A 14,645-nucleotide genomic window follows, 5' to 3' on the forward strand; every position below is an offset into this window, starting at 1 on the left:
CGCCGCCCGCAGTCCGCGCAGAGAAGGACTCCACGACAGATGCCTCCCCTCGGATCCAAGGCCCGGCGCGAACGGATCCTGTACGTGGCCACCACGACCGGCCTCACCAGCGTGGAGGAGTTGTCGCGACGCTTCGGTGTCACACCCTCCACGATCCGCCGCGACCTCGCCAAGCTGACCGCCGACGGCCGGCTGGCTCGCACCTACGGCGGCGCCATGGCCCTGACCGCCCATCCCGAGGCGTCGCTCCGGCAGCGTACGGGCGAGGCGTTCGAGGCGAAGCGGGCCATCGCGCGCCGCGCCGCCCTCGAGGTGCGCGCCGGTGAGACGGTGCTGCTGGACGCTGGATCGACCGTGGGCGCCCTCGCCCACGAACTGCGCTCCGCGAAGGAACTGACGGTCGCGACCACGGGGCTGACGGCCCTACAGGAACTCTCCGACGTCGAGACGGTGCACGTCGAGTGTCTCGGCGGCACTCTGCGGCCGCTGAGCCAGGGCTTCGTCGGTCCGCTGACCGAGGCCGCACTGGAACGGATGACCTTCGACCGGGTCTTCCTCGGTACCGACGGCATCTCGCCCGAGCACGGCATCTGCGAGGCCGACCTGCGCCAGACGCGGCTGAAGGAACTGATGGCCCGCCGCGCCGACCATGTGTACGTCCTCGCGCACGCGGCGAAGCTCGGCCGCCGCCCCTTCCACGCCTGGGCGAAGCTCCCGGCCGGCTGGACCCTCGTCACCGACGACGGCGCCGACCCGTCGATCGTGGCCGAGTTGCGCGGGCGCGGCATCGAGGTCGTACTGACCGAGGTGCCGCCGTCCACCGAGCCGGAGCACAGGACGTCGCCCTCATGACCTTGACGGAGAGCGCCGAGCACGCTGGCACGTGGGCCGGGCGGGTGTGCCATGACTGAGACACGGCACGCCCTGGTCACCGGGGTCAGTTCGGGGATCGGTGCCGCGATCTGCGGTCGCCTGCTGCGGGAGGGATGGCGGATCACCGGGATCAGCCGCCGCCGTCCGGCGCCACATACCGGGCTGACCTGGCTCCCAGCGGATCTGGCCGAGCCCACCGCGCTGGTCCGGATCCTCGACGGCGTACCCGCCCCTGACGCCATCGTGCACGCCGCCGGGCTCCAGCGCTCGGCACCGCTGGGCGAACTGTCCGCCGACGACGGCGAACTGATGTGGCGGGTACACGTCCATGCCGCCACGATCCTCGTCGACACTCTCGCCGACCGGCTGCCCGACGGGGCCCGCGTGGTCCTCGTCGGCAGCCGCACCGCGACCGGCGTGCCCGGCAAGAGCCAGTACGCCGCGACCAAGGCCGCCCTGCCCGCGCTCGCGCGCTCCTGGGCCGCGGAACTGGCCGTCCGTGGCATCACCGTCAACGTGATCGCCCCCGGCCCGACCGACACTCCGATGCTGTCCGACCCCGGCCGCGCCCGCACGCCCCCGGCACACCCGCCCCTCGGTCGGTTCGTCTCTCCCGACGAGGTCGCCGGCCTGACCGCGTTCCTCCTCGGCCCGGACGGCGGAGCGATCACCGGGCAGCAACTCGTCCAGTGCGCCGGGGCCTCACTTTGACATCTGCGCGCCGGGATGTTGCTGCTGGGCGACCGGAACGTCGCCGCCGACCTGCTGAACCGCTTTGCTGCCACCGGCGCCAGGCCGAAACGCCCGGTTTCCATGCCGAGCCGGAAGACGGCGGTGTCTCCGTAGCCGCCGTCGGCCACGGCGAAGGGGACTTCGACGTCCCAGGACCGGGTCTCGTCGATCATGTCCAGGGCCAGTTGCCACTTCTCGACATGGCCCACGTCCAGCGGGATGCCGCACCGTTCACGGCGGGCCGCCTTGGCGGGATCGGCCTGCGGCGAGGTGGGATCCCAGCTCTTGGGGAGGAACAAGCGCCAGTCGATCGCCGCCGAGACGGTGTCCGAGGCCAGGTGCAAGGACACGCCCGCCTGGCAGTCGGTCACCTTGCCGGCGGTGCCGGCGTATTGCCGCGACACACCGGCCGACGCGTCGCCGTCCTGGATGTGGTGTCTCATGAATTGGTTCCACGGCGTCCTCGAACGTCAGCTGCGCTCCGGCGTCGGCCGAGTTCTTGATGTCGACATGGATCAGGTCGCCGACGCGGTCGTGCTCGTAGCGGATGACGTCGCGCAGTTGCTCGCCGGTCGGCGGGTCGAGGTCACGCAGGCGGTTGAGTCCTCGCCGCACGAGAATGCGGTACACGGTGGCTGGCGCGACCGTGACGCCATGCAGCCGCTTGAGGTCGGCGGCAAGGCGAGTGGGCCCGTGCTTGGTCTGCCGCCGCAGCGCTTGCCAGGTCCGCGATGTCCTCTGGGCTTCGGCTGGGGCTGCTGGCCGGCCGGGAGAAGTGATCCAGCAGACCGTCTTCGCCGTGCGCTTGCCAGCGGGCGTACCACTTCGCCAGGCAGCGGCGGGACATCCCGGCCTCAGCGGCGACGTGCGCGATCGGACGCCCAGCGGCCACACGTTCGTGTAATCGGCGACGCCCTTCCGGCGTCAGCGGGAAATTGGGATGCCCCGCCATATCAGCCCGTCCTGGTCCCAGATGTGGCACTCATCCGTTTCAGCATGCACCTGGGCACTGGCAATGACCCCGCACCGAGGGCGCGCGACGGTCAACGTGCATCGTGATCATTCTCAGGCGCGAGCCGATCGAGTCGCACGCTGATCCCCGGCCCGTGGCTGTCCGGGGGTCATCCGGTTGAATTTGCGCACGAGCTTGTCGAAGGTCCGGGCGGGGAGGATGCGGCGCAGCACTTTGAGGCGTGGGGCAAGCGAGCCGGCGGGATAGCTCAGTTTCGGCTTCCGGTCGGTCGCTGCCGCGACGACCACCTTGGCGATGACGGCGGGATCGTCGCCGCCCCTCAGCCCCTCCTGTATCACCTCGTCGTAGATGGCCCGTTGGTGGGCGTATACCGGCACAGGGGTGTCGGCCTGCACCGAATTCGCGTCGAACGGGGTGTTGAGGGGGCCGGGCTGGACGCGCAGGACCCGAACGCCATGCTCGCGGATCTCGTGGTCCAGGGACTCGGTATAGCCCTCGACCGCATGCTTGGTCGCGATGTAGACGGACATGAAGGGGTTGCCGACGAACCCGCCCAAGGAGGAGATGTTGATGATGCGTCCGCGGCCCCGGCCGCGCATGTGCGGCAGGACGGCCTTGGTCATGCGCATGAGGCCGAAGACGTTCACATCGAACACGCGCTGCGCCTGGGCGACGGAGATTTCCTCGGCGGCGCCGTCGATGCCGAGCCCGGCGTTGTTGACCAGGACGTCGATCCGCCCGAACCGCTCGATCACCTGCTGGACGACGCTGCTCACCGAGTCGTCGCTGGTCACGTCGAGGGCGAGGAACGTCACACCGCCGCTGGAAGTGCTCCCCGACGTCTTCCGGCTCGTCCCGACCACGTCGAACCCCGCCTCGGCGAGTGCGTGCGCTGTCGCCTTGCCGAGCCCCGAGGACGCGCCCGTCACGAGTGCCACCGGCCGATTTGCTGTCATGACTACCTCCCGAAGCTTTCACATTACGATCATAATGTCATGGAGGCCTGCTCGGGACAACCCTGATCGCGATCGCCGACATCCCCGCACCTGCTTCAGCCGTGTACGCCCCTGGCCGCTGCGCACTCGCACCCACGGCCGTCGACCCCGTACTCGTCCCGGACCGCACCCCCGCCGTCCACAAGGAGAGGCGAGGGAGGTGATCCGTACGCCGCGCAAAATCGGTCGTCGCTGAACTTGCGCCCGCAGTCCGCGCAGACGGGGCGCCGGGCTTCGCGTGCCGCGGCTTCCTGTTCTTCGCGGCGCCGTTGCTCTTCCCTGGCGGCCTGGCGGCGGTGGGCGAGAGCGGCGTCCCGGCGGAGGGTTGCCGATCGCGTCCAGCAGCCGCTCGCGGTGGTCGCGGCCGAAGCGCCAGAACGCGGGCCCGGCCGGGCCGTGCTCGCGCAGCCGCTCCAGCGCGGTCGCCACGATCGGGATACAGCCGTCGTAGGAGTGGAAGCCGTCCTCGCGGTCCCAGCTGCCTTGCCAGTGCGGACGGGTGAGTTCGGCGACCTTCGCCATCTGGCTCTTGGCGGAACGCTTGCCGACCTGGTGGAAGACGAGCAGGACAGGCGGGTGCACACGCTCGTACGGCAGGACCAGGCACGGGCGGCGTGGGCACAGTGTCCTCGCATTTCTCCGGCACCAGGGCCGGGGTGGGCGGCTGTTCGCCCATCCCGCGCGCATCCGGCGCGTGCGGGACGGGTGCCACCCTGCGGGATCACTCCTTGTCCGCGACCTGTTCACTCCGGCCTGCGGTGTCCGTTTTACCCCTTGACCACCCCTTAACCGGATGGTTCGTGCCAGGGAGCACAACGCCACCCCAGCCCAACTCGCTCTGGCCTGGCTGCTGCGCAGCGCGCCGAACATGCTGCCCATCCCCGGTACTTCACAAGTGGCCCACCTAGGAGAACGTCGCCGCCGGGACGATCAACCTCAGTGACACTGCTTACGAAGCGCTAACCGAAGCAGTCGGCCGACTCGCCCCAGGCTCCGGCCGGGCCGAGGCCCCAGGTCCGCACCTGTCCGGAGACCAACTCGACGCCCGGCAGAGGTGAGTGGGACATGGTCGAGCCTCCTCTATGCCTTCCCAGTCCCCTCCACGGTCAGCACGATCTTGCCAGTGGTGCGACCGGTCTCACCCAGGGCGTGGGCCTTGGCGGCCTCGGCGAGCGGGAAGGTGGCCTCGATGCGGGCGCGCAGGGCGCCGGTCTCGACGAGGTCGGCAATGGCCTGCATGCCGGCGCGGTCGGCCTCGACGACTCCGGAGACGTCCCAGCCCAGGATCAGGGGCAGGCCGTTGGCGCTCATGGGCTGGGCGCGGTTCCACCAGTCGGTCGGGTTGACGCCGGCCGCGCGGACGGCGACCAGGATCTCACTCAACCCCGGTACGGGCCGGGGAAGTTCGATCTCCTTGAGCACCTCGGGGAACCGTGGGTGTCCTGGCGGATGGCGCGCATGGTGGCGGTATTGGGGTTCGTCATGGGTCCAGCGTCGCGGTCGGCCACTCCCAGGTGTCATGGCGTGAATGACAACTTCCAACGGGATCACGCCATAGCGCCAGGACGGAGGCAGGCGATCTAGCGGACGATCTCGTACCCGCCCTGGTCCAGGACCGCGACTGAGGCGAACCACGCGGGATCGTCCTGGTCGGGCTGGATGACGACGAACGTGTTGTCCTGGGCACCCTCGGGGAACGGTTCAAGCCGGCCGTGCCCCTGCGCAATCTGGTTGCGGCCGGACGCCTGGGCCGCAAGACCGGCCACGGCATCTACCGGTACGACGAGGCCGGGAAGTGCCTCGACGACGGCTCGGTCTGACCGTGATGGACTCAGTGTTCCCCACTCCTGCTGAAGGGGCCGGGCCCGCGTTCCCTCAGCGCTCCGCCGCATCGCCTGCGAGAACGGGGCGCCGAGCGTGAAGCGCTCGGCGCCCCGGGCACGTTCACGCATTCAGCAGTTCGTGGTCGGCTAGGCGTCGCAGGCGCCGTCGTGGGTGGTGCGGACACGGGCCAGGAGTGAGCGCAGGGTGTCGCGCTCCTGCGGGGTGAGGTCGGCGAAGAGCTCGTCCTCGACGCGGCCGATGGCGGCGTCGAGCTTGGTGACGGCGGCCGTGCCCGCTTCGGTGATCTCGACGATGTGACGGCGGCGGTCGGCCGGATCACGGCGCCGTCGTACCAGATCGCGGTCCTCCAGCGCGTTGAGGAGAGCGACCAGGACGCTGGGGTCCACGCCCAGCCGGGCACCGAGGTCGCGCTGGCCGAACCGACCGCCGTCGAGGTACATCAGCACGACGGCTTGGCGGGGCGTAACCCCGGAGGCGGTGAGTGCCTCACGGATCCAGGTGTCGGTGGCGCCACCGTGCCGCGCCAGGAGCAGGGCGAGGCGGGAGTCGGGACCGGCGGATCCGGGGGTGTCGTCGCCGATGGGGGAGCTGACGGGAGCGCTGGTGGCGGGGGCGGTGCCCCCGGATCGTTCGCTGGCCATGGTCCGACCGTAGCAAGTCAGGAAACAGTCGGTTGCAGTAAATCATTGAAGCACTTACATTATTTTCCGCGGCTCATCGCTTGCCGCCCTGTACTCCCGGACCGATCGACGGTCCCCTTCTCCCTCCGGAGTTCTCCGTGTTCATCGCCTATGTCGTCCTCGCTGTCGTGCTGTCCCTGGTGCTGGTCTTCTCTGCCGTTCCCGACATCACCCGCGACCCGAAGATCACAGACGGACTCAAGGCGCTCGGGGTGCCCGACAGCTGGTTCGTGCCGCTCGGCCTGGTCAAGATCGCGGGCGCTCTGGGGCTGCTCGCCGGCATCGCCTACCGACCGCTGGGCATCGCGGCGGCGATCGGTGTCGTCCTGTACTTCCTGGGCGCCGTGATCACGCACCTCCGTGGAGGCGACAAGAAGGGAAGCGGCATCCCGGCCACCATCCTGCTCGTTTCCGTGGCGCCGCTGGTGCTGGGCGTCGCGACGGTCTGATCCTGCTCCACGATCGCGATCAGACCAGCTCACGATCACACGCCGCAGCCACTGCCGGACACTTGCCTCCAGCGCCCGGGCTGGAGGCAAGTCGCTCCGGGACGGCCGACGCCGGCAGTGTCCGGGACGGCCCACGCCGGCCGCCCCGGACACTGCCCAGCCTCGGACTTGCGGGCGGCTACGGCGCACAGTCCGGGTCGGGGCGCCAGCAGTGCCGATCAGGTGGCCGACCATCAGCTTCGGGGAACTGATCGGCACCAGCGTCGGCGGCCCGGCCGAACACCTGGCGCACCCTGACGCTCTCCAGCCGATCTCCTCCGGTTGTGCTCCCGGTCGCTTCAAGACCGCTGGACTGTTTCGCTCTTCGGGATCAGCATCGTCGACAGTCCTCCGATCAGGACCAGGCCGGCACAGGTGAACGCCGCCGCCTCGAAGGCCCGCTCGGTCGCCGCGCCCCGTGCGCGGTCGCACTCGCGGTCAGGATCGCCGCGAGCACCTGGGTGAGGACCGATCCGTCGACGAGCCGCAGGTGTAGTTCGCCGACATGGCGATCGCGGTCAGGGACGGCTCGACGCCTCGTATCACCAGGTTGGCGACGGACGCGCTGCACATCCCGACCCCGATCCCACCGAGGAAGAGCGCCACCGGAACGACCTGGTGCGTGCCGTGGAACAGGGCGATCGCCAGGTACTCCACCAGGAAGAGGCCGAAGCCGGCCGCGAGCAGGGTCCGAGGGTCGGCGATGTTCTTGAGGAAGGTGGTCAGCGTCCCGCCGATCAGGATGCCCATGCTGCACGCGAGCAGCAGCAGCCGCCCGGCGTCGGTGGCCGTCTCTCCCCAGTTCCATGAGGTCTTCACGGCACCGAGGACCACGAGCTGGGGAATCAGGAAGTTGGCCCCTAGCCCAGCTAGCCGATCACCGTGCCCCGCCGGGGCAGAGCCGCCTTCGCGACCGGGCGGTTGCCGGCGGAATTGTGCGGAACAGGATGGGCTGGCAGAGAGGTGTGCGGTGTCGACGGGGACGGCCTCCAAGCGGCCTTCGCCACCACCGGCACCCCCGGCTGGCCCGAGTACGAGACCGAGCAGCGCCTCACCCAGCTCATCGACACCGAACCCCGCGTCACGCCCTACCCGGCGGAAGCCACCCGCCGCGTCTGGGCGGACCACACCTTCAACGCCCTTCCACTACGCCCGGCCTGACCATCCGCCGACGGAAGAGCGAGGCCTGGCCGGCTCCGCCCTTCCGTCGGCGGCTCTCCGCCAAGGTTCCGGCGCGGGGGCCTTTCGCCTTGCCGGTGATACCGCCACCACCACGCGTGCGCGCCTCTCCCAGGGACAACACCTGTGGCGCTGTGGTCGGAGCACGGCGTCGATGTGCATTCGCGACGGCACCCTGACGCCGACCTGCCCGCCGAGGCGTTCCGAGCCAGGAAGGGGCGATACGGAGGCTGTGCCCCTGAACTCCACGGCGCCGTGCCCACGGCGTGCCCATATGGGCGGACAACCATGGTCAACAAGGGTGCGATCCGGCCCGTACGACCACTCCAAGGACAAAGCACCTTCGCAGGTCAGCGCCATGAAGGCCGCGCAAGCGCCATCGCTTCCCAAGCTGAGAGCGCGAGTTCGATTCTCGTCACCCGCTCTATGTGAAACCCCCAGGTCAGAGACCCGGGGGTTCTTTGTTGTCTAGACCGGTGGGCGGGTGGCGCACCACAACCGCACCATAAGGGCTGGGCTATGGCTCAATCGGACGGCGTGACCGGGGACCGCATGCCGAGCCACTGCTCAGCGTTCCAGGCCCGGAACCGCTCTACCTCGGTGAACCCCAGCTTTGCCGCGAGGCGCATCGAGCCGACGTTGGCGGTCTGGGTGGCGAGCACCACCGGCTCGCCGGGAAGGACGCCGTCGAACCAGTCGAGTGCCGCCGCGCACGCCTCGGCGGCGTATCCGAATCCCCATGCTCGCGGCAGGAACAGGTAGCCGAGATCGGCCTTCCCCGCGGCAGCCGGGCGATGGTGCTCCGGTGCTCTCCTGAGCAGGATCTGGCCGATCATCGCCCCGTCGAGATCGACGACGAAACTCCCCGGCCACCGCTCGGGCACCTCGGGCATCTCGCGCTCAAGCTCGTCACGCGGCCGGGGGCCTCCGAGGTAGGTGTGCACCTCCGGCGAGGCGAGCAGCTCGATGAACGCCGCCCGGTCTCGGGCCTCGGGCTCGCGGAGCACGAGCCGTCCGGTTCTGATCGGGGCAGGTGGCCAGGCCACGGGTCCGAGTTCAGTCATGGCGGGCAACCTATCCCTCGCCCATGAGAACGATCCGAAAGAGAAGGCCCAGTGCCGTTGTCCGGATAGGTTCACCGGTTGCCTCCCGATCGCTCCAGAGAGTCGCCGGGTACGCTCCTTCAGTCCTTGATCGAGAGGAGTTGCTGAGTGGCCCGGTTAAGTGGACCCGTTCTGCGCACCCAGAGGCTTGTGATGGAGCCGATCCGCCGCGGGGACAGCGACGATCTCTTTGAGGCCGTGGTCAGTCAGGACAGCGTCATGCGATGGCTGGCGACCGGCCGGGCGGACAGTCGATCCGCGGCCGAGGCCATGTGCGACGGCCACGTCGCCCACTGGAGCAGACACGGCTACGGCGACTTTGCGGTCAGGGATGCGGCGACGCACGCGTTTCTCGGCCGGGTGGGACTGCGTAATCGGGCCCAGCACGGAGTCGACCTCGGTTTCGCCCTGCACCCACGGGCCCAAGGCCATGGGATCGCCGGCGAGGCCGGCCGCGCGTGCCTGGACCTGGCATTTCGCCACCTCTCGCTCCCCGCCGTTTTCGCCTTCGTCCGCCCCGGCGGATGCCCTTCTCGCTGCGGATGCGGGCGCGCTCGCGGCATTGGGCAGCCAGCACGTCGGGCTGGCGGGCATTGACGGCGCGCCCCCGGCACCGCGCCGCAGCGGGCGCCGTCCACAGGCGAGCGTGTGTCGGAGCTCCACCGGGGCGGGGCTTCAGGCGACGGTCTGTTCGGCCTCGATCCTGCCCACCGCCTGACGGACCGCCTGCACGACGTCCCAGAAGATCTGCGTCGTGGTGTTCTTGCGGCCCGCCCGGGTGTTGGTGCCGAACATGGCGGTACGCAGCGGCGTGGTGATCTCCAGTTGGGCGCCCTGGCCGAGCAGTGTGCGGTTCACGATGTTGGCCGGGTTCACCCCGCCCAGTCCCTCGCTGCCGGAGGCGTCCTCGGCCTGGACGCCAGCTGCTGTGAGGCTCTCCAGCAGATATTGCTTCAGCGTGGTGTTGAGCCCGCCGACCAACACCGCCTGGGTGCCGTCCGGGAGGCTGGCCTGAGACGTGGTACAGCCGTGCAGGGAGACCGCGTTGAGGGCGCCCGCGCACAGCGAGCGCGCAATCCGGTCGTCGCAGTGGGTTGAGGTGACGTGCAACTCGGCGTTGTTGCTGGAGCGCAGCCCCTCGAACATCCAGTAGTCGTGAACCGCCCCACCGATCGGCGTGACCTCCAGGGTCGCCGGGTGGTACCCGGCGATGGCCAGGCACAGTTCGGAAGTGCCGGTCTCGATGCCACCGCCGTGCGGGGCGATGACCACGGTCTTGGTGAGCGACTGGCCAGTGGCCAGGCTGTCGTCGAAGACCGGTTGACGGCGGTAGCGGCGTCCGTAGTCGGTGCCCTCGACGAGGGAGGGGTCGGCGTACAACTCGGTGTTGGAGCCGTGCAGATCCGCGGTGTCGGCGGCATGGGCCGTGGCGAAGACGGACTCCAGGATCAACGGTCCCGCCGTGGCGGCGGCAGCGACTGCGGCCAGGATCGATCTTCGGTTCGCGTAAGTCATGGGCGCATGATCGCCACAACTGGTGCCGCACACAAGTTCCTTCCGGTGGGGCTCCAGGCCTGGATCACGAAGCATGATCGGCCCAGAGCCGTCGGCGCAGCCCAGGACGGGGCCCAAGGCCCCCGTCCGAGCCCCGCCCCAATGCGCGCCCGGCCGCACGTCCGCTCAGGTCAGGACGCGGCGCATGGCATCGGCAACGACTTCACCTGAGGAAGGAGGGCGGTGGATGCCGGGCCTCGCAGCGGGGGGCAAGAGAACAGACAGGCGTATCCGTGTGCAGTCGCGACGGACCCACTCGGCCGACCTGCGAGTCGGTGCCGCCCCAGGCTCTGCCGGGACCGCGCGGACACCCTGGTCTCCCCTCTAGGCAGCGTCGTGCCCATAGCGTGCCCAAGAGAGCGGACAGCCACGGTCAACAACAGTGCGATCCAGCACCACGACCATCTCAGCGAGAAGGCATCTGCGCAGGTCAGAACCATAGAGCCCGCCCAAGCGCCGTAGCTTGCCGTTCCCTTGGCGAAGAGGGCCGGATGTTCGGAGTACCGCGGGCTCGACAGCCTCCCGAACCATCACCTTGTTTCACTTGTTGCGTTTACTTCGATTGTTTCGGATAATGGGTATACGCAGACTCAACGCCTGCCTCCCGCACCGACAGGGGCGCACCATGACCAAGACAGACATCCGGCCCGTGAAGCTGCCACCCGAGAAGGCCGCGGCTGCAGCTCACGCGCTCGCACAGGTCCGCAGCTACCTGGCGGCACACCAAGACCTCGCAGAGATCACCGTGACGGTCGAGGACGGAGAGCGTGAGCCCCTCGCCCTACCCCGCGAGGCCGTGGAACTGCTCGCCGGCATGCTGGCCCACCTGGGGGCCGGCCGCGCCGTCTCGATCGTCCCGTCCGACGCCGAGCTCACCACACAGCAGGCAGCGGACATGCTCAACGTGTCGCGGCCATTCCTCATCGGCCTGCTCGAGGCCGGAGAAATCGAGTACCGAACCGTCGGCACACACCGGCGGATCACCGCGTCCTCGCTCCTTCAGTACATGCGCAAGGACGACCAGCGTCGCCGCAAAGCCGCCGACGAGCTCACCCAGCTCGGCCAGGAAATGGGAATGATCTAGCACATGGCCTTCGTCGCCATCTACGAAGCCAACGTCCTCTACCCCAACACCCTGCGCGACGTCCTCATCCGAATCGCGCAGAGCGGCCTCGTCCAAGCCAAGTGAACCGATCAGATCCTCGACGAGACATTCCGTAACATCCTCAAGAACCGCCCGGACATCCCGCCCGAGAAGCTCGACCGCGTCCGCGCCTTGATGAACGCTGCAATCCGGGACTGCCTGGTCAAGGGACACGAACCACTGATCGATGCCGTGGAACTGCCAGACCCGGACGACCGGCACGTACTGGCCGCGGCGATCCGGGCCAAAGCACAGGCCGTCGTCACCTTCAACCTGAAGGACTTCCCGACCGATGCCCTGGCTCCCTGGGACGTCGAAGCTGTGCATCCGGACTCCTTCCTGGAGGCACAGATCGATCTGGCCCCGCAGGTCGTCTACGGCGCGGTGCAGAGGATCGCGGACAGCTGGCGAAGCCGCCAGGCACAGTGGCGGACGTGATCACCAGACTGGAGCGGCAGGGCCTGGTCGCCTCGGCGGCGGCCCTACGAACGCTTGCGATCACGCCCTGACTGCGCTCCCATGCGTGCAGCGGGCGGTGGCCGATTCCTGCCCGAGCGGACGCGGACCAGCTCACCCCGCAGGCAAAATGGATGGCCGGTATACAGCACTGCGGCCAGGTTCTTGCCGCGCCGGAAGCACCCGGCGGCTCGGTCTTGGCACACGCGGCATCCTCGCCAGAAACGTCGTCTTCCACTGGAGCCGCATGGCTTTACCAGCGTCAGCAAGCTATCTGGGCACGAGGTGGTCTGCCTGCGTGAAGGCGGCGATCGGTCGCCTGCGCGGCGAGGACGAGGAGTTCTTCCGCAAGCGCGGCGATCTGATGAAGCGCATCGGGCCGACGCCGGACGACGTCACCGCAGACTTGGAGATGACAAAGAAGGCGCTGCTGAACGCACCCTGGGAACTGGGCGCTGAGGTTCTCAACTGGTTCGCCTGGAACCCGATCCTGAGGGTGTCGACGCTCCGTGAACCGTGACCCTCTATCGGTCGATGAAAAGTGACCCCTTCCGGGATCAAGTGATCAGTCTGGCTCCATGGGAGTCAGGTGGAAGAGGTGATCGGTGTGGAGGACTGGGCCGAGATCCGGCGACTGCACCGTGCGGAGGGCATGTCGATCAAGGGAATCGCGCGGCATCTGGGGATTGCCCGGAACACCGTGCGGCGGGCGGTGGCCAGCGACGATCCGCCGAAGTACCGGCGGGCGCCGAAGGGCTCGATCGTGGACGCGGTGGAGCCCCCTTTCGGATGCCCTCGATGCTGCGCAGCTGGTGGCTCAGCGCGGCGACGAGGCATCGAGTCCCATCGCCTCTCGCAGATCGCGCCAGTCCCCAATGGCCTGGAAACGGGCGTGGAGTGCCTTGGTCAGGGTTGAGCGAAAGGTTCGCAGGAGATCGTGGCTCGGCCCCGCGCTTCGGACGGCTGCCCGTGCGGCAGTGACCGCTTCGTCCAGGTCGACGGTTGCGGCTCGGCTGCCCAGTCGCTGGTGGCGGCGACACAGGTAGCGGCTGAGATTGTTCTGGAACATCGGAAGGTACTTGTGACCGTCGGCGACGGCCGCGCAGGCAGCGCGGGCCGTGCTCACGGCCTCGTCCAGGTCGGCCTGGCGGCCTTGCGACTGGAAGCGCCTCTCCAGAGTGCCGCTCAGCCGGTGGAGGTAGAGACCGTGCTCGGGGGTGCCGGGATTTGCGGACTGCGCCGCGTCCCGCCAGGCGCGTATGTCCGGTTCCAGATCGGCCAGGTCGCCGGGCAGTTTCTCCCTGGTCTCCAGGGCCAGGGAGAGGTCGTGGAGACGCTCGGCGCGTTCCGCGGGCGCCGCAGAGGGGTCGTCGAGAGAGTGGCGGAACAGCTCGATGGCGTGCAGCAGTTCCGGCGCGTCGGCGGACGTCGGCTTGCACTTCTTCATGATGTCCCGGGCGCACATGGCCTTGAACCTGCCGAAGGTCATGCCCGGGGTGCGTAGTTCCTCACGCAGGCCGGCCGGCAGCAGCTCGGGGGCCGTCTGCGCGACGCTCTTGAGCAGGTGCCGCACCTCGGGGTCCCAGCGCGCGTAGGGCACGAGCAGCCCGACGGCCCTCACCAGTGACGTCCGGCCCTCGGCTGCCGGGAGGGCCCCGAACCGCAGGTGGAGGACCCCGGCCACGATGACGGCGACCAGCAGCTCCTCAGGCCTGCCACGTGCCGCCGTGAGGACCAGGGCGATCTCGTCGTCGGCCTCGGGCGCGAGACAGGGTGCCGGATCAAACACGTTGTCCATCCGCCTTCCCAGGCTCTCCAGGGCCTGGGCGGCAAGAGGGTCGTGCGGGAAGGGGATCATTGCTCGCTCGTGTCCTCAGACGATCTGGGGTCCGGCCAGGTGGAGCTGGCGCTGGATGTCCCGCACACGGGCCAGCAGGGGGATGGCGGGCCGGCCCTGGAGCGAGGCCTTTACCCGGACGGTGAGGTCGGCCTGGACCGGGGTCGCGGCCGGCGCGCTCACCAAGAGGTGCAGTTCCTGGTCGGTGTGGAGATAGCCGGACCGGGGATGAAAGTCCCAGCACGCCTTGCGGAAGCCCACCCCGGACGTGGTGAGGGTGGGGACGTACACGGTGCGCGTCGTCGCCTGCTCGGACTGGGCGGTCAGGTCGGCGACGCGCGCCACGGTCTTGAAGGACAGACCGACGACCCGGCGGCTCTCGACTTCCATGGGCAGTTCCTGCACCTCGCGCGGCGACATGTCGATGACGGTGGTGCCCGGTGTGAGGCCGAGGTCGACCTGGACGCGCCCCCACGAGAACGTGCATTCCGGATGCGCGTGCAGGATGAACAGCAGCGGTACGTGGTAGGCGGCTGACTCGACCGGCAGCTCGGCGCTCTCCACGGTCTCCGCCGTGCCGCGTGCGATGGCGATGCGGTTTCCGCGCCGCAAGATCCTCAGCTCCTCGTCGCTGAGGACCGCGGGTGGCCGCGTCCCGCCCGGATCTGCGCGCGTGGCGAGTTCGGGGTCCCATGCGTCCGGATCGATCTCGAATTCCAGGTCGACGCTTTGCTGGAATTCGTTGTCCGTCAACTTCACTCTGTCTACTCCGTGCTCTTCCCCGTA

The 14,645-nt window shown here is 69.0% G+C and carries 19 protein-coding genes and 3 pseudogenes; 10 read left to right on the forward strand and 12 right to left on the reverse strand.

Features of this window, described 5'->3' with window-relative positions:
* Positions 1 to 39: 39 nt before the first annotated feature.
* Together ACYVO6_RS08490 and ACYVO6_RS08495 are read left to right on the forward strand one after the other, a co-directional pair.
* Positions 40 to 852, forward strand: coding sequence for a DeoR/GlpR family DNA-binding transcription regulator (locus ACYVO6_RS08490; protein ID WP_461058893.1), 813 nt, complete (start codon positions 40 to 42; stop codon positions 850 to 852).
* A gap of 51 nt (positions 853 to 903) precedes the next feature.
* The gene (locus ACYVO6_RS08495; protein WP_461058896.1) at positions 904 to 1,584 is read left to right on the forward strand and encodes an SDR family NAD(P)-dependent oxidoreductase; all 681 of its coding nucleotides are present in this window, start codon (positions 904 to 906) and stop codon (positions 1,582 to 1,584) included.
* A gap of 98 nt (positions 1,585 to 1,682) precedes the next feature.
* Here the strand turns inward: ACYVO6_RS08495 and ACYVO6_RS08500 are convergent.
* From ACYVO6_RS08500 to ACYVO6_RS08510, 3 genes and pseudogenes are all read right to left on the reverse strand, one after another.
* Positions 1,683 to 2,036, reverse strand: a pseudogene (locus ACYVO6_RS08500) (transposase); the annotation flags it as partial.
* A gap of 155 nt (positions 2,037 to 2,191) precedes the next feature.
* Positions 2,192 to 2,557, reverse strand: a complete 366-nt coding sequence (locus tag ACYVO6_RS08505) for a helix-turn-helix domain-containing protein (protein WP_461058898.1) — start codon at positions 2,555 to 2,557, stop codon at positions 2,192 to 2,194.
* Positions 2,558 to 2,670: 113 nt separating this feature from the next.
* Positions 2,671 to 3,534, reverse strand: a complete 864-nt coding sequence (locus ACYVO6_RS08510) for an oxidoreductase (protein WP_461058900.1) — start codon at positions 3,532 to 3,534, stop codon at positions 2,671 to 2,673.
* An 832-nt stretch (positions 3,535 to 4,366) separates the two neighbouring features.
* On the opposite strand from ACYVO6_RS08510, the gene ACYVO6_RS08515 reads away from it, so the two are divergent.
* On the forward strand, positions 4,367 to 4,516 hold the full coding sequence (locus ACYVO6_RS08515; RefSeq protein WP_461058902.1) for an aldo/keto reductase: 150 nt from the start codon (positions 4,367 to 4,369) through the stop codon (positions 4,514 to 4,516).
* Positions 4,517 to 4,653: 137 nt separating this feature from the next.
* Here the strand turns inward: ACYVO6_RS08515 and ACYVO6_RS08520 are convergent, their stop codons facing one another.
* The 4 genes and pseudogenes from ACYVO6_RS08520 to ACYVO6_RS08535 all read right to left on the reverse strand — a co-directional run bounded on the left by ACYVO6_RS08520 (position 4,654) and on the right by ACYVO6_RS08535 (position 6,059).
* Positions 4,654 to 4,812 carry a zinc-binding dehydrogenase gene (locus tag ACYVO6_RS08520; RefSeq protein WP_461059339.1) on the reverse strand — a complete coding sequence of 53 codons (159 nt, stop codon included), beginning with the start codon at positions 4,810 to 4,812 and terminating at the stop codon, positions 4,654 to 4,656.
* Positions 4,810 to 5,033 (reverse strand): annotated as a pseudogene (locus ACYVO6_RS08525) (alcohol dehydrogenase catalytic domain-containing protein); the annotation flags it as partial. The gene ACYVO6_RS08520 and the pseudogene ACYVO6_RS08525, both read right to left, overlap by 3 nt.
* 120 nt (positions 5,034 to 5,153) lie before the next feature.
* Positions 5,154 to 5,525 carry a hypothetical protein gene (locus tag ACYVO6_RS08530; RefSeq protein WP_461059369.1) on the reverse strand — a complete coding sequence of 124 codons (372 nt, stop codon included), beginning with the start codon at positions 5,523 to 5,525 and terminating at the stop codon, positions 5,154 to 5,156.
* An 18-nt stretch (positions 5,526 to 5,543) separates the two neighbouring features.
* Entirely contained in the window at positions 5,544 to 6,059 is a 516-nt protein-coding gene (locus ACYVO6_RS08535; RefSeq protein WP_461058904.1) for a MarR family winged helix-turn-helix transcriptional regulator, read from the reverse strand.
* 137 nt (positions 6,060 to 6,196) lie between these two features.
* Between ACYVO6_RS08535 and ACYVO6_RS08540 the strand changes: the two genes are divergently transcribed.
* Positions 6,197 to 6,547, forward strand: coding sequence for a DoxX family protein (locus ACYVO6_RS08540; RefSeq protein ID WP_461058906.1), 351 nt, complete (start codon positions 6,197 to 6,199; stop codon positions 6,545 to 6,547).
* 477 nt (positions 6,548 to 7,024) lie between these two features.
* Here ACYVO6_RS08540 and ACYVO6_RS08545 read toward each other — a convergent pair whose 3' ends face one another.
* Positions 7,025 to 7,405 carry a hypothetical protein gene (locus ACYVO6_RS08545; protein WP_461058908.1) on the reverse strand — a complete coding sequence of 127 codons (381 nt, stop codon included), beginning with the start codon at positions 7,403 to 7,405 and terminating at the stop codon, positions 7,025 to 7,027.
* Positions 7,406 to 7,549: 144 nt separating this feature from the next.
* Between ACYVO6_RS08545 and ACYVO6_RS08550 the strand changes: the two genes are divergently transcribed.
* The gene (locus ACYVO6_RS08550) at positions 7,550 to 7,747 is read left to right on the forward strand and encodes a hypothetical protein (RefSeq protein ID WP_461058910.1); all 198 of its coding nucleotides are present in this window, start codon (positions 7,550 to 7,552) and stop codon (positions 7,745 to 7,747) included.
* A gap of 542 nt (positions 7,748 to 8,289) precedes the next feature.
* On the opposite strand, the gene ACYVO6_RS08555 is transcribed toward ACYVO6_RS08550, so the two are convergent.
* Positions 8,290 to 8,829, reverse strand: a complete 540-nt coding sequence (locus tag ACYVO6_RS08555; RefSeq protein ID WP_461058912.1) for a GNAT family N-acetyltransferase — start codon at positions 8,827 to 8,829, stop codon at positions 8,290 to 8,292.
* Between the two features lie 192 nt (positions 8,830 to 9,021).
* Between ACYVO6_RS08555 and ACYVO6_RS08560 the strand changes: the two genes are divergently transcribed.
* Positions 9,022 to 9,465, forward strand: a complete 444-nt coding sequence (locus tag ACYVO6_RS08560; RefSeq protein WP_461059341.1) for a GNAT family N-acetyltransferase — start codon at positions 9,022 to 9,024, stop codon at positions 9,463 to 9,465.
* Between the two features lie 78 nt (positions 9,466 to 9,543).
* Here ACYVO6_RS08560 and ACYVO6_RS08565 read toward each other — a convergent pair whose 3' ends face one another.
* Positions 9,544 to 10,383: a poly-gamma-glutamate hydrolase family protein gene (locus ACYVO6_RS08565; protein ID WP_461058914.1), complete on the reverse strand. Its 840-nt coding sequence runs from the start codon at positions 10,381 to 10,383 to the stop codon at positions 9,544 to 9,546.
* Positions 10,384 to 11,047: 664 nt separating this feature from the next.
* Between ACYVO6_RS08565 and ACYVO6_RS08570 the strand changes: the two genes are divergently transcribed.
* The 4 genes and pseudogenes from ACYVO6_RS08570 to ACYVO6_RS08585 form a co-directional block, all read left to right on the forward strand.
* Positions 11,048 to 11,506 carry a helix-turn-helix domain-containing protein gene (locus tag ACYVO6_RS08570; protein WP_461058916.1) on the forward strand — a complete coding sequence of 153 codons (459 nt, stop codon included), beginning with the start codon at positions 11,048 to 11,050 and terminating at the stop codon, positions 11,504 to 11,506.
* A gap of 159 nt (positions 11,507 to 11,665) precedes the next feature.
* Positions 11,666 to 12,004: a hypothetical protein gene (locus tag ACYVO6_RS08575; RefSeq protein WP_461059343.1), complete on the forward strand. Its 339-nt coding sequence runs from the start codon at positions 11,666 to 11,668 to the stop codon at positions 12,002 to 12,004.
* Positions 12,005 to 12,320: 316 nt separating this feature from the next.
* Positions 12,321 to 12,542, forward strand: a complete 222-nt coding sequence (locus ACYVO6_RS08580) for a hypothetical protein (RefSeq protein WP_461058918.1) — start codon at positions 12,321 to 12,323, stop codon at positions 12,540 to 12,542.
* A 78-nt stretch (positions 12,543 to 12,620) separates the two neighbouring features.
* A pseudogene (locus ACYVO6_RS08585) lies at positions 12,621 to 12,800 on the forward strand (helix-turn-helix domain-containing protein); the annotation flags it as partial.
* Positions 12,801 to 12,839: 39 nt separating this feature from the next.
* On the opposite strand, the gene ACYVO6_RS08590 reads toward ACYVO6_RS08585, so the two are convergent.
* Together ACYVO6_RS08590 and ACYVO6_RS08595 are read right to left on the reverse strand one after the other, a co-directional pair.
* Entirely contained in the window at positions 12,840 to 13,880 is a 1,041-nt protein-coding gene (locus ACYVO6_RS08590; RefSeq protein WP_461058920.1) for a hypothetical protein, read from the reverse strand.
* A 15-nt stretch (positions 13,881 to 13,895) separates the two neighbouring features.
* Positions 13,896 to 14,618, reverse strand: coding sequence for a hypothetical protein (locus ACYVO6_RS08595; RefSeq protein WP_461058922.1), 723 nt, complete (start codon positions 14,616 to 14,618; stop codon positions 13,896 to 13,898).
* Between the last annotated feature and the right edge of the window lie 27 nt (positions 14,619 to 14,645).

It is taken from the genome of Streptomyces pseudoechinosporeus, assembly GCF_054783935.1.